This window comes from Nocardia sp. CA-084685 (assembly GCF_050955785.1).
Classification (GTDB): Bacteria; Actinomycetota; Actinomycetes; order Mycobacteriales; family Mycobacteriaceae; genus Nocardia.
Genome location: NZ_CP192094.1, coordinates 5,826,177 through 5,847,801 on the forward strand (window position 1 = coordinate 5,826,177; position 21,625 = coordinate 5,847,801).

Genomic DNA, 21,625 nt, shown 5'->3' on the forward strand with positions numbered 1-21,625 from the left:
AGCGGCGGTCAAATCTCGCGATCCGAACCGTGCGAGACCCCTTGCGCGATATGATCCAGTTCCCGCTCGGGGGTCCTGGCAAATCGCGAGCAGATCGGAGAGCTCACTATGACCGACGCAATCCACCTCCCCGGTACCGGGCCGGCGGGTGACCGCGTCCCCGCGTTGCAGGGACTGCTGGTGGCCGAGTCGGAACGAGATTTCACGGTCAAAGTGACCGAAGGAACCTGGACCTTCCGTCGCGACGATGTGCTGCGGGTCCTCGACTGGACCGAAGGCGCGACCGCCGAACGCGACGGCCGCCCCGTGCTGATAGATATCCGCCCCGGCGCCACCGCCGACTTCACCCGCCGCCTGCGAATCGACCTCGTCGACCGTCCGATGACGCTGGCCGTGGAACCCTCCGCGGCACTGGGAGATGAAGCGCTGCAACAACTCACCGCATCTTGGGCCGACAGCCTGCAACTCGCGGAGTGCTCGGGCGCCAGCGGAGCGACCTTCACCTACTGCCAAACCAAATCGCTCGCGACAAGCGACGACGGCATAAACTGCGACAGTCTCGACTGAACGGGACTGCGCATGGCGGCGCGCCGGACAGGTTCGGTCCTCATCGTCTCCGAATCCGATGATCTGCACGGCACCGCGATGGCGGCGACGTTGCGAGAACACCACGGGCTCAGCCCGATTCAGCTCGACCTGCGCGACTTTCCGCGCGAATCCGGAAGTTTCCGGCTCGATCGGCACGGCACCGGGCGATCGCTGTCGCATGTGATCGGGCTCGACGACGTCCGCTCGGTCTGGTGGCGCAGACCACATCCCGCGCAGGTTCCGGCCGGTGTGCGCGCCTCGGACGACGCCTACCGCCAAGCCGAATGCGATGGCTTCATCCAGGGCCTGCTGTGGTCGATTCCCGCGTATTGGGTCAACGATCCCGGCGCCGACCGCACCGCGAGCCGCAAAATCGTGCAGTTGGAGACCGCGCGGCGAGCCGGTTTCGTGATACCGGAAACGCTCATCACCAACGATCCGGACGAGGCGCGCAGTTTCATCGAATCACGTACGGGCTCAGTGGTTTACAAGCGAACCGGCACCGGACGCGCCGAATTCGCCGAGACCCGAATCATCACCAAGGCCGACTTCGGGCGCCTCGCGGGCATCCGCTCCGCGCCGACCACCTTCCAGGACTATGTCGAGGCGCGGTGCGATCTGCGGGTGGTGTGGATGGACGGCGTCGAATGGGCGGTACGCATCGACTCGCAGTCCGGGGTCGGGCGGGTCGATTCCCGGCTCGATACCACCGTCGACTTCGCACCGGAGCATCTGCCGGCCTCGGTCAGCAAGTCGCTGGCCACGCTCATGGGCGCACTCGGCCTGAGCTTCGGCGTGCTGGATCTACGGCTTGGCCTCGACGGCGAGTACTACTTCCTCGAGGTCAACCCCCAGGGCCAGTTCGCGTATCTGGAGATCAAGACGGGCCTGCCGATGTTCCGCAGCCTCGCCAACCTGCTGGTCAACGGCGACGCTGCGGTGCCAGGCTATTAGCGCGCTCGATCCCCCTCGGTGTCGGCGAAACCGATTCGCCGACACCGGGATTCAGGTCCAGAACGCTACTGGCTCTTGCGGCGGTTCGCACCGCCGCGACTGCGGAGTTGCACGTGTGACTCCACCAGCACGTTATGGACGAAACCGTAGGAGCGGCCGGTCGACCGGGCCAGCGATCGGATGCTGGCTCCCGCCTCGTACTGCTTCTTCAGCTGGGTTTGCAGACGGTCGCGTGATTTCCCCGTGACGCGTGTGCCCTTACCCAGTGTGGCCTTGACTTGTGTGGGCCTGTCGCTCATGGCTTCCTCCGAGTCGCCGAGCCGCGTCATTCCAGGCTAGACACTCGGGAAGCTGTGATCAACGGGTCTTTGTGATGAATATCACCGACGACGCGATCCAAGGCAGTGAAAACCCACCGCCCGCAAGGAAACTCCGACCGGACGGTCCGGATCAGGCCAGCTGAATCAGCTCCAAATACTCCGCCGACCAGTGGTCTTCCTGGCCGTCCGGCAGCAAGATCACCCGTTCCGGGGACAGCGCCTCGGCCGCACCCGGGTCGTGGGTGACCAGGACGACCGCGCCCGCATAGGTACGCAGCGCATCGAGGACCTGCTCACGCGAGATCGGGTCCAAGTTGTTGGTCGGCTCGTCGAGCAACAGCACATTCGCCGCCGAGGACACAAGCCCGGCCAGCGCCAGACGGGTCTTCTCACCGCCGGAGAGGGTGCCTGCGGGCTGTTCCAGCTGCGGTCCGGAGAACATGAACGCACCGAGCAGGCCACGCAGCTCCTGCTCCCCCGCATCCGGTGCGGCATGGCGGATGTTCTCCCACACCGTGGCCTGATCGTCGAGGGTGTCGTGTTCCTGGGCGAAGTAGCCGATCTTGAGGCCGTGACCGGGCACGAGACCGCCCGCCGTCGGCGTCTCCACGCCGGCGAGCAAGCGCAGCAGGGTGGTCTTACCCGCGCCGTTGAGGCCGAGTACGACGACGCGGCTGCCCCGGTCGATGGCCAGGTCGACGCCGGTGAAGATCTCCAGCGAGCCGTAGACCTTGGTCAGGTTCTCGGCCATCAGCGGCGTCTTACCGCAGGCCGCGGGCTCGGGGAATTTGATCCGCGCGACCTTGTCGGCCACCCGAACCTCGTCGAGTTCGGCCATCAAGCGATCCGCGCGCTTGGCCATGTTCTGTGCCGCAGTGGCTTTCGTGGCCTTGGCACCGAGTTTTGCGGCCTGGGCGCGCAGAGCGCTGGCCTTCTTCTCGGCATTGGCACGTTCGCGACGACGGCGCTGTTCATCGGTGGCACGCGCGTCCAGGTATTTCTGCCAGCCCATGTTGTAGACGTCGGCTTCCCCGCGCACTGCGTCCAGGAACCAGACCTTGTTCACCACATCGCCGAGTAGTTCGACATCGTGGCTGATCACGATCAGGCCACCGTCGTGGTTCTGCAGGAAGCCGCGCAGCCAGGTGATGGAGTCGGCGTCGAGGTGGTTGGTCGGCTCGTCGAGCAGCAGGATGGTGTCCGAGCGTCCGCCGCTGCCATCGGAGGCGGCGAACAGGATGCGCGCCAACTCGATTCGGCGGCGCTGACCGCCGGAGAGCGTGCGCAGCGCTTGGCCGAGCACACGATCGGGCAGGCCGAGGCTGTTGCAGATGCGCGCCGCTTCGCTCTCGGCCACATAGCCGCCGAGCGCCGAGAAGCGCTCCTCCAGCCGACCGTATTTGCGCACCGCCTTCTCACGTTCGGCATCATCGACCACCTCGGCCATCAGCGCCTGCTGCTTTTCCATATCGCGCAGCAGGGTGTCCAGGCCGCGAGCGGAGAGCACCCGATCGCGCGCGAGCACATCCAGATTGCCCTCCCGCGGATCCTGCGGGAGATAACCGATATCACTGGAGCGCAAAATCTTTCCGGCGTAGGGCTCCCCCTCGCCCGCCAGGATGCGCAGCGTGGTGGTCTTGCCCGCGCCATTGCGTCCGACCAGTCCGATCCGGTCGCCGGCCTGCACCCGCAGCGCAGGTCCGGGGGCCGACAGCAGGGTGCGGACTCCGGCCCGGACCTCCAGGTCCGTCGCGGTGATCACAGGCTTCTCCTACGGGTACGTGGTGCTGGTCGGTTGTTCGCTCGATTGTGCGACGCGGAGGCGCACAAGAACCACCGATTTTACCCGGCTCAGGAGGTGCTCCTTACACCCGCGATCCAGGTGTGACCGCACTAACTCTCCGCTCGGCGCTAGACCGACACCCCGGCCAGGCTCGACGCGATGCTGTTGGCATTCGCGACGCGCTGACCACGGGCCTCGCCGGAGCTGCGTTCGTAGTACTGATCGAACGCTGCCGCCGCCGCACCTGGCGAGTTCGCCGATGTGAGATGACTGTACGCACCCGACTCACTGCCCTTCAGCTCGTGAATCATGAAATCGACTTGGGTATGCCAGTCGGTGACGGATCTGCCCTGCGAGGCGGCGAATGCCTCGAGATTCGTTCGTCGACCACCTTCCCATTGGCACAGGCCGATGGCTCCTTCGCCCGGGTTGTAGGCACCGGTATCGAAACCCGATTCCACCTGCATATTGCCCAAGATGCCCGCCGCTTGCGCCGGTGTGAAGCCCTTGCTCAGGAGGTACTGATAGATTTCGCTGGCCGTCGCCTTCTTACCGCCACTGATGGGTTGAGCACTCGCGCGGTTGCCGAGACCTGCGGGTCCGCTGGTGTTGCGACTGTTTCCACCGCCGCCGGTATAAGCGGGGAACTGGTTACCGCTACCGATCGAATTCGGGGCACTTCCGCTGTCGGTCGACTCCGGGTCGGTGATCTTTCCGGCGTGGTCGTCCAAGGCGTTGTACGCGTCCGAGACTGCCGTCGCCGCATTCTCGACCTTCTCATCTATCTTGCCGATGGCCGCCATCTGCAACTCGATGCTGCGCGGCAGCGGCACATCGGTCAGATTCGGCACACCGGCCACAATCTCCTTGATCTCGCCCACCAGTTCCTTGACTTCTTTGGTCACGGTGTTGGACACATCGGCCGATTTCGCCGCGATCTGGGCGATATTGCCGTCCAGCGAGTTCAGATCATCTTTATATTTCGTGTCGTCGCTTTGTTTGGCCTGATATTTTGCGACGAGTTCGCCGTCCTTCAGCTGCGACTCCCCCATGCCGTTCAGACCCTCGACCGTAATCGACTTCGCCGAGCCGTCGCCCACAGCCTTCACCAACTTCGCCAGCACAGTCTCTATGTGGCTGATGAAGGCGTTCAGGATAGGTGCATCCGGGCGCGGCGGCAGCGATGTGTCGACAGCCTCGGCAGTCATATCTCACCTTCCGTCGATACCTCTCCGGCAGCTTAATCGCAGCTAGACGCTATGCTTCGACCATCGGGTCCCCGCCGGTGGGAACAGTCGTTCCGGGTCGAAATCGCGCGAACCCGACCGGGTCCGCTCGGCGGAATTTCAACAGCGGTAGCGTGCCATCACATGACGACCGATCTGTTGGGCAAGAGCGCACTCGTTTCCGGAGCCAGCCGGGGCATCGGCAAGGCCGTCGCGGCGGAACTGCTGCGGCGCGGCGCCAATGTGCTGATCACCGCCCGTAAGCCGGATCCGCTGGAAGCGGCCGCCGCCGAACTGCGGGCGCTCGGTCATCCGGGCGAGGTCAGCGCGCTGGCGGGCAATTCCGGTGATCAGGACAGCCGGGCCGCCGCGGTGGGTCGGGTGGTTTCGGAATTCGGCTCGTTGGACATCCTGATCAACAACACCGGCATCAATCCCGTCTACGGCTCGCTCATGGATGCCGATCTGGAGGCGGTGCGCAAGATCTTCGATGTCAACGTCGTCGCCGCACTCGGCTATGTGCAGGAGGCATACCGGGCGTGGATGCGCGATCACGGCGGTGCGGTGGTGAATGTGGCCAGTGTTGCCGGGCTCCGCTCGACCGGCGTGATCGCGGCCTACGGCGCCTCCAAGGCCGCGCTGATCCGGCTCACCGACGAACTGGCCTGGCAGCTGGGCCCGAATATCCGGGTGAACGCGGTGGCGCCGGGCGTGATCAAGACCAAGTTCGCCGATGCGCTGTACTCGGCGGATGAGGAGCGGGCCGCGAGCGTGTACCCGATGAAGCGACTCGGCACGCCCGAGGATGTGGCGCAGCTAATCGGATTCCTGGTTTCGGATGAAGCCAAGTGGATCACTGGTGAGACGATCCGCGTCGATGGCGGATTGCTCTCGACCGGCGGAATCTGAGCCGCACCAGGGTAATCCGCTGAGCAACGGACGAAACCAACTTTCCCAAGAACATCGATGGCCGTGCGGCGAATACCGCGCGGCCATCGGTATTTCTACACCCGCGCGGGCTGGCGCAGGGCATCCGGATCGGGCAGCGACGGCGCGGACGGTCCTTCATCGAATCCGAAGCGCTCGTGCAGCTTTTCGAGCGGGCCGGGTGCCCACCAGTTCCAGTCGCCGAGCAGCTTCATCACCGCGGGCAGCAGGAAGCCGCGGACCAGGGTCGCATCGACCAGCACCGCCAACGGCAGACCGATGCCGAACGACTTCATGAAGGTGATATCCGAGGCAAGGAATCCCAAGAACACCAAGGAAATCAGGACCGCCGCCGCGGTGACGATTCGACCGATCTTCTCCAGGCCATGGGCAACGGCGGATTCGTTCTTGCCGGTGCGTTCGTATTCTTCGAGGATTCGCGACAGCAGGAATACCTGATAGTCCATGGCCAGACCGAAGGCGACACCGAAGAGCATGACCGGCACGGTCGGTGGCAGATCGCCGGTCACGGTGAAATCGAGCAGGCCGGACAGATGCCCGTCCTGGAAGATCCAGACCAGCGCGCCGAAGGTGGCGGTGAGGCTGAGCGCGCTGAGCACGATCGCGACCAGCGGCAATACCACACTGCCGGTCAACAGGAACAGTACGACCAACATGATGATCACGACGTACGCCAGCGCCACGGGCAGGGCCGAGGTCACCGCGTCGAGGGAATCGGCGCTCGCGGCGGCGATACCGCCGACCAGCCGCTGCGAGGGTGCGGGCACCGCGCGCAACTCCTTGGCCACCCGGTCCAGCAGCGCCGGATCGCTGGTATCCGGTGTCACCGAAAGATATGCGGCATCCTTGGTTTCGAACCGCGCGTGCGGTGCCGTGGCCGGGGTGAGCTGCCCGCCGTGGGCGTAGCTTCCGGTGGCGGTGTCGACGCGGCGGACATTGTCGACTTCGGAGAGCTTCCTGGCATAGGCGTCCAGGCCGGACTTGCCGTCGGGCAGCACCACGAAAAGTCCGTTGGTGTCGGTGGCGGCGAACTCACGCTGGATTGTCTCGGTGATCTGCCGGTTGTTCATCGACTCCGGCAATGCCCGCTCATCCGGGAAGCCGAGTTTCACACCGAGGAACGGCGTCCCGAGCAGCAACAGGAGGGCCGCGACGGCCAGACCGATCGGCACCGGCTTGCGCATGACGAATACCGCGAGCCGATGCCAGAAACCCTCCCCCGGCGCGGGGCGCTGTGGACGGAAGAACCAACCCAGTTGGCCACGATCGATGCGGCTGCCGAGCAACAGCAGAATCGCGGGCAGCACCGTCAGCGATACCGTGGCCGCGATCGCCGCGACCGCCAGACCCGCATACCCCATGGAACGCACCGCGAGCAGCGGGAAGAACAGCAATCCCGACAGCGCGACCGCGACGGTGACGGCCGAGAAGGCGACGGTGCGTCCGGCTGAACGCATGGTCGCCGCGACGGCCGGAGCGGTCGCGGCGCCTGCGGCCAATTCGTCGCGGTAGCGGCTGATGATCAACAGGCTGTAATCGATCGCAAGACCGAGGCCGAGCAAAGTGGCCACATTGGTCGCGGTGGCGGCGAGATCGGCGAACAGGGTGATCAGCCACAGCGCGCCCATGGTGATCATCACGGTCACCGCGGCGATGACCAACGGCAGGCTGGCCGCCACCAAACCGCCGAATACGAACAGCAAGGCGATCAGGGTGATCGGGAAGGCAATGGATTCGCCGAGGACAGCGTCCTTCTCGCTCTGCTGCACCGTTTCGTGCAACAACATCGCGTAACCGCCGACGCGCACCTGCACCGGGCCGTGCGTGCCGCCGTAGCGGTCCGCCAGACCCCCGACCTTCTGGTCGACCGCACCCTCCTCGCCGAGAATGCTCGCGACGATCAGCCCCGATTTACCATCGGCGCTGCGCAGCGCGGGCGAAGAGTCCATCCAATACGACATGACACCCGCGACGCCCGGCTCATCCTCGAGTTTCAGGGCCAATTTCACTGCGGCCGTGGCCGATTCGGGATCGTCGATCGAGGTGTCGGTGTGCACGAGCAGCACGAAGTTCGGCGGCGCCTGACCGAAGGTACCCCGCAGCATCTCGGTGGCCCGGCTGGATTCGCCGCCGGGATCGCTGTACCCACCGCCCTGCACCTTGTCGAACAACGTCGAGCTGAGCATTCCCATCACCAGCGCAAGCCCGACAAAGATGCCGAGAATCCATTTGCTGCGCCGCGTAGCGACTGCTTGCAGGTCGCTCGAAATGGTCAGCTTGGTCAGTTCGAACACCGCCACACCCTCATCACTCGTTAAGCCGCGCCGCGTTCGCTGTCCGACGAATCCACGACGTGCCCGGTTCGCACCTGCCTGGCCACCACCCGCATCGGCAGATACTTCGGATGCACCAGGGCGCCGATCACCGTCTCTCGCACCGCGATACCGGGCATCGGACGCAGGCGCCAGCGCCCGCCGATCGTAGCAACCTGTAGGGCAACCTCGGTGAGCGAGAACGCATTTCCGGGACACTGCCGGGTGCCCATACCGAACGGCAGGTACGCGCCCTTGGGCCGGGACTCCATTGCCGCGGGCAGCCAGCGGTCCGGGTCGAATTCATCGGCGTTCGGGAAGATGGCCGGATCCCGGTGCACCGCAAGGGGACACACAAGCAACATGGCGCCCTTCGGCAACGCCCTGCCGCCGAGTTCATAGTTCGCGGGCACATCGCGAACGGTCAGCCATGGGGAGTACATGCGCAGGGTCTCTGTGACGATCCGCTTGGTCAGGTCGAGCCGACCGAGATCGGCGAATTCGGCCGGGCGACCGCCGAGCACCGCATCGATCTCGGCGTGGAAAGCGGCTTCCAGCTCGGGATTTCGACCCAGCTCATGGAATACCCAGGACAGCGTCATTCCGGTTGCCTCGGTGCCACCGACCAGGAAGTTGATCAGCTCGTCGTGCACCTGGGCATCGGTGAGTGCGACACCGTCCTCGTCGCGGGCCTTGATCAGGGTGTCGAGCAGGTCGCCGTGATCCAGATTCGGATCGGCCGCCAGATCCGCGCGGTAAGCGGCGATGATCTTGCTGGTCGCCGACTTCATACCGGCGACAAGGCCTTCGAAGTGACGGTTGCTGGGCAGTGGCAGCTTGTCGATCCAGGCCGGACGGGTGACGCGGCGGGCGAGCAGCGTCATGACCGGTGTGAGCATCTCGTGTATTTCCGCGCCGGTTTCCGCACCAAGGTCGCCGCTGAACAGCGCCCCAGCGACGGTGCGCAGCGCGAGATCGTGCATCTCCGTATTGACGACCACCATTTGACCGTCGCGCCAGGCATCGGCCTGTTCGGCGCCCAGACGCGTCATCACGGTGGCGTACTGCGCGATGCGACCGCGAGCGAAAGCCGGGGCGATCATGCGACGTTCCCGCTTGTGCTGCGGACCCGACAAGACGGTGACGCCCGCGCCGAGCAGCGCCTGCGCCCGATCGATCATCGAACCCTGATCGGACAGCCCGACGAACGCCTCGCGGATCAGCTCCGGTTCGGTGACGACATAGGTGTCGTAGCCCGGAATCTTCACCCGCACCACGGGTCCGAGATCTGACAGCGTCTGCAGGAACCGATAGGGCCTGCGGGCGAGGCGGTGGGAATGTCCGATCAGGGGTAGGGCGCGCGGTGCGGTCGGCACCCGGGCGGTGCCGGTCGGGCGGCTGGCGAGCCGGTTGGTCATCATGCGAATCTCCTGAGCGTGCAGCGACTTTCGCTCGAATACGTGGCGTCGTCCGTCGATCATCCGCGGGCGATGACGGCGTCCACGCCGCCGATCTGTCCGACCCAGTCGACGTAGGCGGTCAGTCCGTCGGTCAGCGAGACCGTCGGCGCGTAGCCGAAATCCCGGGTGGCGGCGCTGGTGTCGTAGGTGCTGGAGACGGTCAGCGCCGCGGTGGTCCAACTGGACAGCGGCGGCGCGTAGCGCCCCCTGATCGCGGGAACCCGCCATATGGTGTCGAAAACCGCGATGGCGGCGTCGAAAACCGGTTTCGGAATGGTGCGGGTGGGTGGCGTCAGGTCCAGCCAGACGGCGAGGTTTTTGACGAACTTCCATAGGTCGACGTCTTCGGGATCGGCGAGGAAGTAGGCATTGCCCGCGACCTGATCCGAGCGCGCCGCCTGCAGACAGGCCTGCGCGGCATGTTCACAATAGGTGATCGACACCATGACGTTCTTGCCGCCGGAGAGGTCGGGCAGCTTGCCGGACTTCAACTTTCGTAGCAGCAGCGTCATCCAGCCCGAGGAACGTGGTCCCCAGATCATCCGCGGTCGCAGCGCGCAGGTCACGAAATCGGGGGTGTTGCTGGCCAATACGAGCTGTTCGGCGGCGGCCTTGGTTTCCACGTACAGACTCTTCGGAGCACTCACGTAGGGCTCGGATTCGTCGATGCCGAAGCGGTCGGCGTCATAGGAGGTCGCCACCGAGGGGCTGCTGACGAAGACGAACCGGCCGACACCGGCCTGCTGGGCGGCCTGCATCAGCCGCCGGGTGCCCTCGACATTGGCCTCCCAGAACTGCGCTCGGCCGCCGACCTCGGCGACCAGCCCGGCGCTGTGATAGACCACATCTACGCCCTTACACGCGGTGACCAGCGATTCGTAGTCTCCGAGATCACCTGCCACCGTTTCGAGTTCGGGCACTGTCGACAGGTAGCCGAGATTGCTCGACGGCCGGACGATGGCGCGCACCTCATCGCCCGCGGCCACCGCGGCGTCGACGATATGACTGCCGAGGAATCCGGTCGCTCCGGTGACCAATGCCTTCATCGCGTCATACTCTTTCCGGCCCATACGGCCAATTCCTCACGCCCGATCTTTGCGTTGTGCCGGATGTCGACCGGAAATCCGGGATGGGCGCGAAACACCTTGATCGGCCTGGTGAATTCGCGCTCGCGCGCGATCGACCACAGCTCCCGCTGCACCCGCGGAATCTCGGATTCCGCAACCCCGGACCGCAATTCGAAGCACAGCACCGGGATCTGTGCACCCGGCTCGCCGACACCGACGAGCGCGGTGCGGTGCACATCCGGATGGGTGTTGAAGATCTGCTCGCACTGCACGGTGAACAGGTCACCGGCCGCGGTGCGGACCCGCTGGGCCGAGCGGCCGCAGAACCACAGCCGACCGGAGTCGTCCTGCCAGGCCAGATCGCCGACGCGATGCCAGCGGCGCAGGGTGCCGTCCGGTCGTGTTTCGTCGATCTTGTTGCGGGCATCGGCGGCCGGGTTGCGGTGATAGGCGCTGCTGACTTGCGCACCGGTGGCGACGATTTCGCCGATCTGCCCCTGCGGTAGCACGAGACCGTCATGCCAGGCGGGAATTTCGTCATCGGAGATAGCGATGATTCGCACCCGTGTATCACCGTCGGATTCCGCGATCGGGCGCCCGACGCACGTGCCCGCGCCTTCGGCGGTCTGCTTGCGGGTTTCGTCGAGTTCGGACCACTCGAGGGTGGTCAGCGGCAACGCCTCGGTGGCGCCGTAGGTGGTGAATACGCATGCCGACTCACCGAGCGCGGCTCTAACATCTTCCAGCGCATCCAGATTCGCGGGCGCACCCATCGAGATCACCCGAACCAAACTCGGTAACCTGGTCCCGGTTCTGCTCAGGTATTCGCCGAGCGGACCGAGCAGCGCGGGCGATGCGGTGACATCCGTGGCCTGGAAACTCTGGACCACATCGGTGAGCAATGCCGGATCTGCCTTGGACACCCGCACCGGATCGACCGGCCCGAGCACCACATGCGCACCCTGCAGCAGATCGAAGATACCGAACAGCGGCACCGAGGTGAGCGAGACGAAACCTGTTGGGCGACCGTGCAACTGCTCGATCACTCGCAGCGAGGCAGCGAATCCGGCCCTGGTGAACTCCACCCCCTTGGCTGGTCCGGTACTGCCGGTGGTGAAGGCGATCATCAACAGATCGTCGGGCGCATGGGCCAACTCGGGTGCGACGGAACCGGCCGTCTGCCGCATGGCGAGCAAAGTGTGCCCACCCCAGAACGAGCGTCCGGCCGTCACATGCAGCCGCACCGAAGCGAAAGTGCGCCGCGCCACCAACCGCACCAGATGCGCCAGCGGTATGCCGATGAACGCCTCCGCACCGACACTGCGAAAGCAATGCAGCATGCGGCGAACGCCCATACCCGGATCCACCACCACCGGTACCGCACCGACCCGGAACAGCGCGAAGATCACCGCGAACAGATCGGGATCGGGTTCGACCATGACAATGGTCTTGACGCCCTTGCTGATTCCGATTCGTTCGAATGCGGCGGCATAGGCCTCGACCCGCGCGCCGAGTTCGGCGAAGGTCAGCACCGCGAAGTCGAGATCCGTTGCGCGCTTGGCACGTTCTGGATGGGCCACCGTCGGATAGCTGATGGCGGGCAGGTCGGCGCGCTGTCGGATCTGGTGCTCCAGCAGCGCGCTCAGATCCGCGGTCTCTTGACTCACCCCGCACCGCCCGCGGGCACGGTGTAGCTTACGCAGCCCGCGATCGGACCCGATCCGGCGGCGACCAGGAGCAATTCGTCACCGGCCGACAGCTCACCGGCCTCGAGCAACTGGTGGTAGCCGATGATCAAGCCCGAGCTACCCCCATCCAGTTCGCCGGTCGCTGCCTGATGCGTTCGGGCGAAACCGAATTCGCTCGCCAGGGTGGCCGCGAACTCGGGCACTGGATTATTGGTGACCAGCACACGCTGCCGCTCGCGACGTTCGGCGAGATACGAGCGAACGGCGGCAAACGCCGCGCCACTGACCAATTCGGCGTAGTCGTCGGCGACATCGATGGTGATCGAACGCTGGCCGTCGTTCCCCATGGACTTCAGATCGAGGTACCCGGCGACACCGGGATGGGTGCTGACCGCGCGCGGCAGCGGCGCCGGAATGTGCACGCGATCGAAGCCGGTGCCCTCATCGATCCCCTTGGTTACCAGCAATGCGGCACCGACCGCGGCATAGCGGAAGTCGGACGGCGCGTGTGCGATGCCGCCCGGGTGAGCATCGCTGCTGACGATCAGTACCCGCTCGACGGTGCCGTTCTCCAGCAGCCCACCCGCCGCCTGCAATGCATTGAGTACGCCGCACGCCCCGTTGCGCAGATCGAGCGAGAAACCAGCCCGTGAGGAGCCGACCCGGTAGTCCAGATGCATCCCCAATTCCTTCTGGATCAGGGCGGCATTGGACGGTTCGACGATATTGCTGTCACGGTAGACGCCGACATTGATCAGCACGTCGATATCGTTCGGCTCGACACCCGCGCCGGAGAGGCACTCAGCGGCCGCCCACACGGCATGGTCGATGGAACCAAGGGTGGGGTCGGCGCTGACGGCGGACCGCCGAATAATGAACGTCATATCATCCCACCAATGCACTGATAGTTGCCGAAAGGACACCGAAGACCATTCCGGAGGCGGTCGGCACGAAACAGATCTTGGACCCCTTCGGGAGCTCACCTCGGGAAATGTAGTCGTGCAGTACCAGGAAATGCGTACTCGCCCCGGTATTGCCATACTTTTCGACGGTCGCCAACCGTGGCGGAAGCTCGGTGCCGTGAATCTTGCTGCCGGATTCGGCTAGTTTCTCCGTGAATCCGACGCCGAGCTGATGGAACACGATGAAGTCGAACTTCTCGTCGGCAAATGTGGTTCCGCGCTTTGCGAGGATATCGCTGTGGAATTTCGCCCATGTTTCCCGGCGCGGCGCGGCCTGCATGGTGAGATTGTCGGTCAACATGATCATGTTCTCGCTGGCATCGCTCGGTTTGGCGATGCACAATGGCGAATACTCGGCGCAAGTTGTCAGATCGACGTAGTGCAGCACGTCTTCCTCGTCGACCGCGGGGTCGAGGATGACCGCGACCGCGGCATCCGCGAGAGTGAGTGCGGCGAACTGTGGATCGCGCGCATCGACGGCTTCGGCTAGTGCGCCTTCGGTTACCGGCGAGATCACCTCGGGCGTGACGACCATGCCATTGCGCACCGCACCGGCGCGAATCAGATTGTCCAGCAGATAGATTCCGGTCATAGTGCCACCACAGGCATTCGCCACGTCATAGCCGGAGGCATTGACCGCGCCGATGCGCCGGGCGATCTCCTGGGCTGCCGACGGCTCGAACACCATATGGAATCCATCGTGCACAGTGGTGCCGCCGCAGATGATGATATCCAGTTCAGCGGCGCCCAAACCGGACTTCGCCAGCGCGTCCTGCGCGGCCCGCGCACCAAGGGTCAGGGTGTCCTCGCTGGTGCGGTCGACCATATAGCGATGACCGATGCCAGTAATTCGCTCGACGTCGAAATCGCCGCCGCTCGTCATTCGACTCAGTACTTCCGAAGTGGTGTATTCGCCGGCCGGGAGGGCAGCACCAAGGGCGCGTAATCGGGAAGAATTCACCGTAGCGGTCCTTTCGAAGGAGACGGGCGGCACGAACTCCCCGGCTGGCACGACAATGGCCGCGGGCAGACGATGCGGGAATTCCGTTCACAGGATCGAGAGAACAGAAAGTTCCGAAATCAACATTGATTTCGGCAATCGGATCCGAATTGCCCGACCCTGGGCAATTCGTTCGACAACGCCGAGCATACGGCGTACAGGACACGGTGACCAGCCGGACGATCACACGGCGCTACTGGCGAGTCACATCGTTGCTGGAAAAGCGAGATCTGACATGATCGCATTATGAAGAATGTCACCGTCGATATCCGTGAACTATCACAGCGCAACGGTGACGACAGTAAGCTCCGCACGACCGACCAACCGCGCCGACCACGAAGGGCCCACCCTGCACACCACCGAACTCGCTGCGCCACACCAACATCCACGTTCCGTATGGGATATGCGATGACCGTGGACCTCATCGTCTGTGGGCTCGGCCCCGCCGGTCGCGCACTCGCACATCGCTGTCTCACACACGGAATGTCGGTCACCGCAATCGATCCGGTGCCTGATCGCCGCTGGTCGGCGACGTATGCGGGCTGGCACGACGAGCTGCCGGGATGGCTGGATCCGTCGGTTATCGCCACCACCGTGGCGCATCCGACGGCCTGGGGCACCAGACCGCATCGACTCGACCGAACCTATATCGTCTTCGACTCCGCGCGGTTGCGGGATGCACTGAATCTCGACGGCGCGCAAATAGTTACCGATCGCGTTGTCGAAATTCGGCACAACACAGTGACTTTGGCTTCGGAAACAAAAATCAGCGGCAAACGTGTTATCGACGCACGAGGAATTCACCGCTCCACCGCACTCGCCGAGCAAACCGCGTACGGCGTAATCGTGCGACGCGACGCCGACATCACACCTCTGTTCATGGACTGGCGCGCCGACAACGGCGCGGAACCCGGTGCGCCACGGTCGTTTCTGTACGCAGTACCGTTGAGCGCGGAGACGATGTTGCTGGAGGAGACCTGCCTCGCCGGTCGCCCCGCCCTCGACACCGCCGTGCTGTGCGACCGACTGCACCACCGGTTGCGTTCGCGCGGAATCGAACTCACCGGAACCGAACCTGTGGAACGCGTACGGTTCCCGGTGCAGGGCGGCCGACCCGGACGGCGGCGGTTCGGCGCGGCGGGTGCATTCACCCATCCCGCAACGGGATACAGCGTCATCGCATCCCTTGCCGCCGCTGACACCGTCGCTCTCGATTCGTCGGCATGGCCCGCTCAGGGGCGAGCGGTATACGCGTTGCGGTCCGCGGGCCTGCGCGCGCTGCTCGCGCTACCGCCCGACGACCTCCCCGTGTTCTTCGATGCCTTCTTCACCCTGCCGCCGCGAATGCAACGGGCCTATCTATCGGGCCGCACCGATCTCGGCGGCACCGTCGCCGCCATGCGCACGCTCTTCGTCGCCCTGCCCGCACCACTGCGTCGGCGCGTCGCGACCGCGACACTCGGGATTCCGATTCGCTCGCCTATTCGAATTGGTTCGTCCATGATGGAGTAATGGCACGAGCTATCTGGAAGGGCTCGATTGCGTTCGGGCTGGTAAACGTCCCTGTCAAGGTGTATACGGCCACCGAGGACCACGACATTCGGTTCCACCAGGTGCATGCCAAGGACGGCGGGCGGATCAAATACGACCGCGTCTGCACGGTCTGCGGCAAGTCCGTGCAGTACGCCGATATCGATAAGGCCTATGAATCCCCGGAGGGTGACAAGGTCATCTTGACCGACGAGGACTTCTCGAAGCTGCCCGCCGCCGAGAAGCATGAGATTCCGGTGCTGCAGTTCGTACCCAACGACCAGATCGACCCGATCCTGTTCGAGAAGAGCTACTACCTCGAACCCGACTCGAACACCCCCAAGGCCTACGTGCTGCTGGCGACGACGCTCGAGCGCATCGATCGGACCGCGCTCGTGCATTTCACGCTCCGACAGAAGACCCGCCTCTCGGCGCTGCGAGTACGCGACGGTGTACTGGTGCTTCAGACGCTCCTGTGGCCCGATGAGGTCCGCTCCGTCGATTTCGAATCCCTGGACGGTGTCGCCGAGCCGAAGCCGCAGGAGATCAAGATGGCCGAGACGCTGGTGGAGACCATGTCCGACGACTTCGATCCCGAGCAATACACCGACGAGTACCAGATCGAGCTGCAGAAGGTGCTCGACGAGGCCATCGCCAGCGGCACCGGGAAGGTGGTCAGTCAGCCCGAGGAGGCGCCCGCCGCGATGGACGCGGAGGTCGTCGACCTGGTAGCCGCACTGCAACGCAGTCTGGAGGCCAGTGGGCGGCGGACCGCGGAGAGTTCGGGCAAGGCCGCTGCCAAGCCCAAGGCAAAGGCGGCACCGGCGAAGAAGGCCACCAAGACCGCGGCCAAGAAGACCGCCGCCAAGCCCGCCAAGAAGACCGCGAAGAAGGCGGCGGCCCGCAAGGGCGCATAATCGCCCGCCGCCTCGTCGATACCTGTTCGGAGGCGCTGTTCGCTCGCGATGCCAGGCGCGTCGTCACCGATATCGCGCAGCGCGATACCGCCTCGGCGGCGCCGATGACCCGCAAAGGTTCCTCCCCGCCGCATCGGTGACGCTGTTCGTCCGTCCGAATCGGAATGAGCCCGAACTCGATCCCACGGACGCCGCCCTGCCCGCGGCGGCGCCAGGCACCAAGCGGGCGCTGATCCGCTGCGGCCGATTGGCCGATGCGGGGCGCCCGCTAGCCCGGATCAGAACATGCCGTGCGGGAGCTGGTCGGCGTCGGGCACCGGTTGTACGACATCCCAGTGCTCGGTGATCACGCCGTCGACCAGCCGCCAGATATCCACAACCGCCACGCCACGATCATCGTCGGGCGCGATCATGTGGTAGTGCACGACGGCATATTCGGCATCGGTGATGACCCGTTTGATGTCGAGTCGGGCGGTGGCGACGGGTGCGTTCGCGGTGAACTCGATGAAGGCGTCTCGGCCGGACGGATTGCCCGGACTGTGCTCGATGAAGTTCTCGTGCAAGAGGTTTCGCAGTATTTCGATATTGCCCCGACTGAATTCGGCGAGGCCGTGCAGTAGGAGATCCTTATTGCGGGTTGGCAGGTTGTTCGTCATGCCGGTTACCGTCCCAAGAGCGTGGTAAGCCTGTCCATTACCCGACATGTAATGGCGGCGCCCCACCCGGCGTGGCGATACTGGCCAGGTGAATAGCGAACGACCGGTCGGGGCGCTGTTGCGCGAGTGGCGGCTGCGGCGCCGGCTCAGTCAGCTCGATTTATCCGTGCAATCGGGCATTTCGACACGGCATGTGAGTTTCGTGGAGAACGGGCGCACCATTCCGAGCCCGGCGATGGTCGAGCGGTTCGCCGAACATCTGGACATCCCGCTGCGTGAACGCAATCGGCTGCTGGTCGCGGCCGGGTATGCGCCGACATACCAGCATCGCGCACTCGACGATCCGGATCTTGTGCAGGCGCGGGCCGCGGTCCGGCGGGTACTCGATGCCCACGAACCGTTTCCGGCGCTTGCCATCGATCGACAGTGGAATCTGTTGTTCGCCAATACGGCGGCGGACGTGTTCTTCGAGGGCGTGGCCGCGGAACTGCTGGAGCCACCGATCAATATGATGCGAATCGGTCTGCATCCCAAGGGATTCGCGCCGCGTGTGCGGAATATCGAACAGGTGCGTGGGTTCCTGCTGCCACGCCTCGCGCGGCAGGCGGAACTATCCGGCGACCCCGAATTGGCAGCGCTGCACAGGGAACTGAGTGCGTTCGCATCGGAAGGCGTTTTTCCGCAGGTCGATCCGTCCGAGCTAGCGCTGCCGATCCAGCTCGAGCATCGCGGCACCCAGCTGTCGCTGTTCAACACAATCATGCGGTTCGGCGCCGCCTTCGATGTGACGCTCGACGAGATCGCCATCGAGTCCTACTTTCCTGCCGATCAAACCACCAGCGCATACCTGCACGCGCTCGCCAGGTGATCTTCAGGACTCGGCGGCCCGCGCTTTGCCTTCCTCGAAGAAGTCGAGCAGGGCGGCAGCGTTGTCGACCTCCTCGCGCGCACGCACCGCGCCGAACGGTGCATTCCAGAATTCGCCGGTGCGCGGTGCCCACGGGCCGACATAGGCGTACGGTCCCGGATGCACCGAGTCTCCAGGCGACACACCGTAATTGACCTCATTGACGGTGCTCGACAGATCGAAATGCTCCGGCCACAGCACCGGGATGACATCGGGCGCCGTACAGCGCAGCGTCGAATCCCCGAGCGCGAACCAGTCCGCGATGATGCGCGCGGCCTCTGGATCGACAGCGAGCTGATCACCGGGGTCGACTCCGGTGGTGTCGGCGTAGACAGCGGCCGGCGACTCGGGTTGGAAGCCCGCGGTGGCGGCGACCTTGTCGAAGGTGCCCGCGAGCGCGACCCGGCCTTCCGGCCACACCAGATCGGTGCCGACCACCGACACCGGCCACTGCGCACCACCGAAACCACCGTGCACCACCCGTAGTCGGATGGTCCCGTACCGCCGATATTGTGGGCCCGCGATCAACAACTCCCCCACCGCGTGCAGCGCGAGCCGGGTGTCCTGATAGGTGATGTCGTCCACTCGGAAATCATCGCCGCTGCGGCCCGCTCGCGCTGCCGAATCGCCGCTGAGCCCTCGGCGCGGCCACAAGCGAGTGCGGCTTACCTCAGCTCGCGTTCGCGGTGCACTGCGAATCGACGATGCGGGGTTCGCGCGGCGCCGAGCTGCCGAAGTTCAGCAGCGGCGGCGGTGCCGTCGGCCCGGCATTGGCGATCGCCTGTTGCTCGGCCTCGGCCCGTGTCGGCGCCCAAGCCCAGCCCAAGTGATCATCGCCATTGCGGGCCACGGCCGCGCACGAATTGGCGAACTGCACGATGACATGGCAGCTGGACAGTCCGCATTGCTGCACCGCGGCACGATCCGAATCCGCCCAGTTCGAGTAGTTGTACGCCCATCCGAGAGTCGCATCGCCGCGAGCGGACACCGAAATCGCCAGCGAGCCGTAGAGACCATCCTCCGCCTGCGCGGCACCGGCCCCGCCAGCGACGAACGCACCCGCGGACGCGGCCACCAGACCCATGGCAGCCTTGGACGATAGTGACATGTGTTGCGCTCCCCAGTTCCGAAAATAGCTTCGCTCGAATCCTGACCGCTCCGATCCGAATTGTCCAAATCTTTGTATCACCAGGGCTGGACATCGGTTGGGCAGCGACCTCCCAACGCCACAGTATCTCGCGCCGGCGATGTCATACGGCGGCTCCACGGCGGCAGCACCTCTCGCCAGTCCGCAGTCGAATTCGCTAGCGCGACGACCATCATGATCACCAGGTGGATCGGCGCCAAGTGCCCTGCCAGAACGGCGCGTCATCGATCAGATGTGTGGTCACCGCGCCGGTCGGTACCAGTCCCAGCATGGCCGTGCCCGAGACGTTGCTCTCCCGGCGCGGAAGCACCAGCAGCACGGCAGCGATCAACTCCAGCCCGTCGACCACGAACCGCGTTTTCGGAGGAAATCCCCACTCCACGAACTTCTCCGAATAGTCGGACCCGAAAACGTAGGCGCGGGTCAGACCTTGTTTGCGAAGCCCCGGTCCGCCGCGACACCCCTGCCGACGCGCCGATATAGTGACACCTTTTGTCGCCAAAACCCTGCTCTTTGAGTGCCTTTCGGATTCTCGCGGGCCGTCCGTGATGAATACCGTTGGGAGGTCGACTGTGCAGGCGAGATGGAGGGTGACCCTCGATGCTGGTTGTCAACGAACAGGACATACAAGGGGCCGAACAGTGTGTGCTCGAATGGATACGGACTTGGAATGGTCAATACGTCATTGTGGGGCTTGCTGTTTCGGGGTATCCCATCCCCGATGACGACACACGTGACGCAATACGGCAGACGGACGTGGTGGTCATCACTCCGCGCGCCGTGGTCGTGATCGAAGCCCAGAACACCGATGCGGAGTCTGTTCCGCTGCGCGACGATGATCCACTCGACCTGAGCCGGCTGGTGCGCAGGCAGCATCCGGATGCCTTCGTCGATCGGCTGGTCGTGGCCGTGCAGCCCGGAGAAGCGGCCGTCACAACGGAGCGCGAATCACGGAAGTCCGGCGGTACCGCGGTCGGCTCGTCGACGGAGCTGCGCGCGTGGTTCCTTCGAACGGCGAACCGGAAGCTGATCTGGACCGCGGAGCAGGCATACGAATTGCTCGGCGAGCTCGGCCTTTCGCATGTGGTCACGGTCGAAGAGCTGGTGGTCGAGGGGTTCCCGTCGCAAACCGGACGACCCAAGCGTCCCGCGTCGAAGGTGCTGGTGCCAGCCTATGCGTCGGCCGCGGTCGGTGCCGCGGCACTTCCCACCGACGCTCGTATGTCGTCGGAGCGGTCAGCTGCATACCCACCATGGCTGCCGACCGAGATCGACGAAGAGCCGCCGGAAAACGAGGCACTATCGCGGCCCGAAATCGAGCCGCACGCCCTGGTATCCGCCCCGCCGCAGGCAGAGTCGCAATCGCTGGACCATCCAGACGCGATGCAGGCGCAGTCGGATGCCCAGTTGTCCTCGGCATTCACCGACAGTTGGTCGTCATGGATCGAGTCCGATGAATCGTTGGACGAGCCTGCGCCGCGCCGTGGTCTCGACCGCCGAGGTCGTTCGCACCGAGAGCCGCGCCTGCGGAATTGGCTGCCGAAACCGATCTCACCGATTCTTGTGGCAACGGCGGCAGCGAGAAATCAGCCTCCGGCTTCGGTCGCGCAGGAGCCTGGATCGGCAGAGGGGCCGCGGCGTTCGACCGAGACCGGGTCTTTGCCGGACATTGAGCCGCAGCCCTTGTCACCGACACAGACCCAACCTCCGGTGATGGTTGAGGCGCAGCCGGTTTCGGCACAAGCACCACCGCGTTCATCGGCGTTCGAGGCGCAACCACCGACGAAGGCCCAGCCGCGACCGGTGCGATTGTCGCAGCCGGGCAACGCTCCCGCCCCGCGTCCGCATCGGACTTCGGCTCCTCGGCTGGCGGCCGCGGTGCGCCGCTGCTTTGTCGCCGTGGCCGCCACCGGGATGAAACTCATCGCGGGCCTGCCGCAACTGCTCATAACGGCGGTGGTAGTCGGGGCGATAATCGCCACGACCTGGTTACTTATCTCCGAAGGGATGCACCCGAAAGCAGCTGTCATAGAGCCCCGGCCGGAATCGAGCACGGAACCGGCAGGGCAGCTGAAACTGCCAGCCACGTCCGAGCCACCCGCGGCACGGTGTTTCCCATTCCAACAGCAGTGCTGATCAGCGCTGCTGTCGCCGCAGTGA

Annotated in this window: 20 protein-coding genes; 7 read left to right on the forward strand and 13 right to left on the reverse strand. The window is 64.8% G+C overall.

Annotated features, from left to right (window positions below; genetic code table 11):
- Positions 1-108: 108 nt before the first annotated feature.
- Both ACQP2U_RS25850 and ACQP2U_RS25855 read left to right on the forward strand, forming a co-directional pair.
- A complete protein-coding gene (locus ACQP2U_RS25850) occupies positions 109-567 on the forward strand; it encodes a hypothetical protein (RefSeq protein ID WP_433709860.1) in 459 nt (152 codons plus the stop codon).
- A gap of 12 nt (positions 568-579) precedes the next feature.
- Entirely contained in the window at positions 580-1,542 is a 963-nt protein-coding gene (locus ACQP2U_RS25855) for a hypothetical protein (RefSeq protein WP_397028935.1), read from the forward strand.
- A 65-nt stretch (positions 1,543-1,607) separates the two neighbouring features.
- Here ACQP2U_RS25855 and ACQP2U_RS25860 read toward each other — a convergent pair whose 3' ends face one another.
- From ACQP2U_RS25860 to ACQP2U_RS25870, 3 genes are all read right to left on the reverse strand, one after another.
- The gene (locus tag ACQP2U_RS25860; protein ID WP_040692003.1) at positions 1,608-1,841 is read right to left on the reverse strand and encodes a helix-turn-helix domain-containing protein; all 234 of its coding nucleotides are present in this window, start codon (positions 1,839-1,841) and stop codon (positions 1,608-1,610) included.
- A 151-nt stretch (positions 1,842-1,992) separates the two neighbouring features.
- Positions 1,993-3,624, reverse strand: coding sequence for an ABC-F family ATP-binding cassette domain-containing protein (locus ACQP2U_RS25865; RefSeq protein WP_062991893.1), 1,632 nt, complete (start codon positions 3,622-3,624; stop codon positions 1,993-1,995).
- A gap of 149 nt (positions 3,625-3,773) precedes the next feature.
- On the reverse strand, positions 3,774-4,853 hold the full coding sequence (locus ACQP2U_RS25870) for a phage tail tip lysozyme (RefSeq protein WP_433709861.1): 1,080 nt from the start codon (positions 4,851-4,853) through the stop codon (positions 3,774-3,776).
- A gap of 162 nt (positions 4,854-5,015) precedes the next feature.
- Here ACQP2U_RS25870 and ACQP2U_RS25875 point away from each other — a divergent pair, with 162 nt between their 5' ends.
- Positions 5,016-5,780 carry an SDR family oxidoreductase gene (locus ACQP2U_RS25875; RefSeq protein ID WP_433709862.1) on the forward strand — a complete coding sequence of 255 codons (765 nt, stop codon included), beginning with the start codon at positions 5,016-5,018 and terminating at the stop codon, positions 5,778-5,780.
- A 95-nt stretch (positions 5,781-5,875) separates the two neighbouring features.
- On the opposite strand, the gene ACQP2U_RS25880 is transcribed toward ACQP2U_RS25875, so the two are convergent.
- The 6 genes from ACQP2U_RS25880 to ACQP2U_RS25905 are packed head-to-tail and all read right to left on the reverse strand — an operon-like array spanning position 5,876 to position 14,269.
- Positions 5,876-8,113, reverse strand: coding sequence for an MMPL family transporter (locus ACQP2U_RS25880; protein ID WP_433709863.1), 2,238 nt, complete (start codon positions 8,111-8,113; stop codon positions 5,876-5,878).
- 20 nt (positions 8,114-8,133) lie between these two features.
- Positions 8,134-9,552, reverse strand: coding sequence for a cytochrome P450 (locus tag ACQP2U_RS25885; protein ID WP_433709864.1), 1,419 nt, complete (start codon positions 9,550-9,552; stop codon positions 8,134-8,136).
- A gap of 56 nt (positions 9,553-9,608) precedes the next feature.
- A complete protein-coding gene (locus tag ACQP2U_RS25890; protein WP_433709865.1) occupies positions 9,609-10,661 on the reverse strand; it encodes an NAD-dependent epimerase/dehydratase family protein in 1,053 nt (350 codons plus the stop codon).
- The gene (locus tag ACQP2U_RS25895) at positions 10,634-12,325 is read right to left on the reverse strand and encodes a fatty acid CoA ligase family protein (protein WP_433709866.1); all 1,692 of its coding nucleotides are present in this window, start codon (positions 12,323-12,325) and stop codon (positions 10,634-10,636) included. The genes ACQP2U_RS25890 and ACQP2U_RS25895 overlap by 28 nt, the downstream gene beginning before the upstream one ends.
- On the reverse strand, positions 12,322-13,230 hold the full coding sequence (locus ACQP2U_RS25900; RefSeq protein WP_433709867.1) for a hypothetical protein: 909 nt from the start codon (positions 13,228-13,230) through the stop codon (positions 12,322-12,324). The genes ACQP2U_RS25895 and ACQP2U_RS25900 overlap by 4 nt, the downstream gene beginning before the upstream one ends.
- Before the next feature lies 1 nt (position 13,231).
- Complete coding sequence (locus ACQP2U_RS25905; protein WP_433709868.1) at positions 13,232-14,269, reverse strand: 3-oxoacyl-ACP synthase III family protein; 1,038 nt, start codon at positions 14,267-14,269, stop codon at positions 13,232-13,234.
- A gap of 447 nt (positions 14,270-14,716) precedes the next feature.
- Between ACQP2U_RS25905 and ACQP2U_RS25910 the strand changes: the two genes are divergently transcribed.
- Both ACQP2U_RS25910 and ACQP2U_RS25915 read left to right on the forward strand, forming a co-directional pair.
- Positions 14,717-15,820 (forward strand): lycopene cyclase family protein, encoded by a 1,104-nt coding sequence (locus tag ACQP2U_RS25910; protein ID WP_433709869.1) that lies wholly within the window; start codon positions 14,717-14,719, stop codon positions 15,818-15,820.
- The gene (locus ACQP2U_RS25915) at positions 15,820-16,755 is read left to right on the forward strand and encodes a Ku protein (RefSeq protein ID WP_397028916.1); all 936 of its coding nucleotides are present in this window, start codon (positions 15,820-15,822) and stop codon (positions 16,753-16,755) included. The genes ACQP2U_RS25910 and ACQP2U_RS25915 overlap by 1 nt, the downstream gene beginning before the upstream one ends.
- Positions 16,756-17,033: 278 nt before the next feature.
- Here the strand turns inward: ACQP2U_RS25915 and ACQP2U_RS25920 are convergent, their stop codons facing one another.
- On the reverse strand, positions 17,034-17,411 hold the full coding sequence (locus ACQP2U_RS25920; RefSeq protein WP_433709870.1) for a nuclear transport factor 2 family protein: 378 nt from the start codon (positions 17,409-17,411) through the stop codon (positions 17,034-17,036).
- A gap of 88 nt (positions 17,412-17,499) precedes the next feature.
- Between ACQP2U_RS25920 and ACQP2U_RS25925 the strand changes: the two genes are divergently transcribed.
- Entirely contained in the window at positions 17,500-18,279 is a 780-nt protein-coding gene (locus ACQP2U_RS25925; protein ID WP_433709871.1) for a helix-turn-helix domain-containing protein, read from the forward strand.
- Positions 18,280-18,282: 3 nt separating this feature from the next.
- Here ACQP2U_RS25925 and ACQP2U_RS25930 read toward each other — a convergent pair whose 3' ends face one another.
- The 3 genes from ACQP2U_RS25930 to ACQP2U_RS25940 all read right to left on the reverse strand — a co-directional run bounded on the left by ACQP2U_RS25930 (position 18,283) and on the right by ACQP2U_RS25940 (position 19,967).
- Positions 18,283-18,903, reverse strand: coding sequence for a hypothetical protein (locus tag ACQP2U_RS25930; RefSeq protein ID WP_433709872.1), 621 nt, complete (start codon positions 18,901-18,903; stop codon positions 18,283-18,285).
- An 85-nt stretch (positions 18,904-18,988) separates the two neighbouring features.
- Positions 18,989-19,426, reverse strand: coding sequence for a DUF4189 domain-containing protein (locus tag ACQP2U_RS25935; RefSeq protein WP_397028899.1), 438 nt, complete (start codon positions 19,424-19,426; stop codon positions 18,989-18,991).
- Positions 19,427-19,643: 217 nt separating this feature from the next.
- Positions 19,644-19,967, reverse strand: coding sequence for a DoxX family protein (locus ACQP2U_RS25940; RefSeq protein WP_433709873.1), 324 nt, complete (start codon positions 19,965-19,967; stop codon positions 19,644-19,646).
- A gap of 98 nt (positions 19,968-20,065) precedes the next feature.
- Between ACQP2U_RS25940 and ACQP2U_RS25945 the strand changes: the two genes are divergently transcribed.
- Positions 20,066-21,601 carry a hypothetical protein gene (locus ACQP2U_RS25945; RefSeq protein ID WP_433709874.1) on the forward strand — a complete coding sequence of 512 codons (1,536 nt, stop codon included), beginning with the start codon at positions 20,066-20,068 and terminating at the stop codon, positions 21,599-21,601.
- Positions 21,602-21,625: the final 24 nt, after the last annotated feature.

Coding starts and splice junctions, on each gene's coding strand:
- ACQP2U_RS25850 (WP_433709860.1), top strand. CDS start 109: ATGACCGACGCAATCCACCTCCCCGGTACCGGGCCGGCGGGTGACCGC.
- ACQP2U_RS25855 (WP_397028935.1), top strand. CDS start 580: ATGGCGGCGCGCCGGACAGGTTCGGTCCTCATCGTCTCCGAATCCGAT.
- ACQP2U_RS25860 (WP_040692003.1), bottom strand. CDS start 1,841: ATGAGCGACAGGCCCACACAAGTCAAGGCCACACTGGGTAAGGGCACA.
- ACQP2U_RS25870 (WP_433709861.1), bottom strand. CDS start 4,853: ATGACTGCCGAGGCTGTCGACACATCGCTGCCGCCGCGCCCGGATGCA.
- ACQP2U_RS25875 (WP_433709862.1), top strand. CDS start 5,016: ATGACGACCGATCTGTTGGGCAAGAGCGCACTCGTTTCCGGAGCCAGC.
- ACQP2U_RS25885 (WP_433709864.1), bottom strand. CDS start 9,552: ATGATGACCAACCGGCTCGCCAGCCGCCCGACCGGCACCGCCCGGGTG.
- ACQP2U_RS25890 (WP_433709865.1), bottom strand. CDS start 10,661: ATGGGCCGGAAAGAGTATGACGCGATGAAGGCATTGGTCACCGGAGCG.
- ACQP2U_RS25900 (WP_433709867.1), bottom strand. CDS start 13,230: ATGACGTTCATTATTCGGCGGTCCGCCGTCAGCGCCGACCCCACCCTT.
- ACQP2U_RS25910 (WP_433709869.1), top strand. CDS start 14,717: ATGACCGTGGACCTCATCGTCTGTGGGCTCGGCCCCGCCGGTCGCGCA.
- ACQP2U_RS25915 (WP_397028916.1), top strand. CDS start 15,820: ATGGCACGAGCTATCTGGAAGGGCTCGATTGCGTTCGGGCTGGTAAAC.
- ACQP2U_RS25920 (WP_433709870.1), bottom strand. CDS start 17,411: ATGACGAACAACCTGCCAACCCGCAATAAGGATCTCCTACTGCACGGC.
- ACQP2U_RS25935 (WP_397028899.1), bottom strand. CDS start 19,426: ATGTCACTATCGTCCAAGGCTGCCATGGGTCTGGTGGCCGCGTCCGCG.
- ACQP2U_RS25945 (WP_433709874.1), top strand. CDS start 20,066: ATGCTGGTTGTCAACGAACAGGACATACAAGGGGCCGAACAGTGTGTG.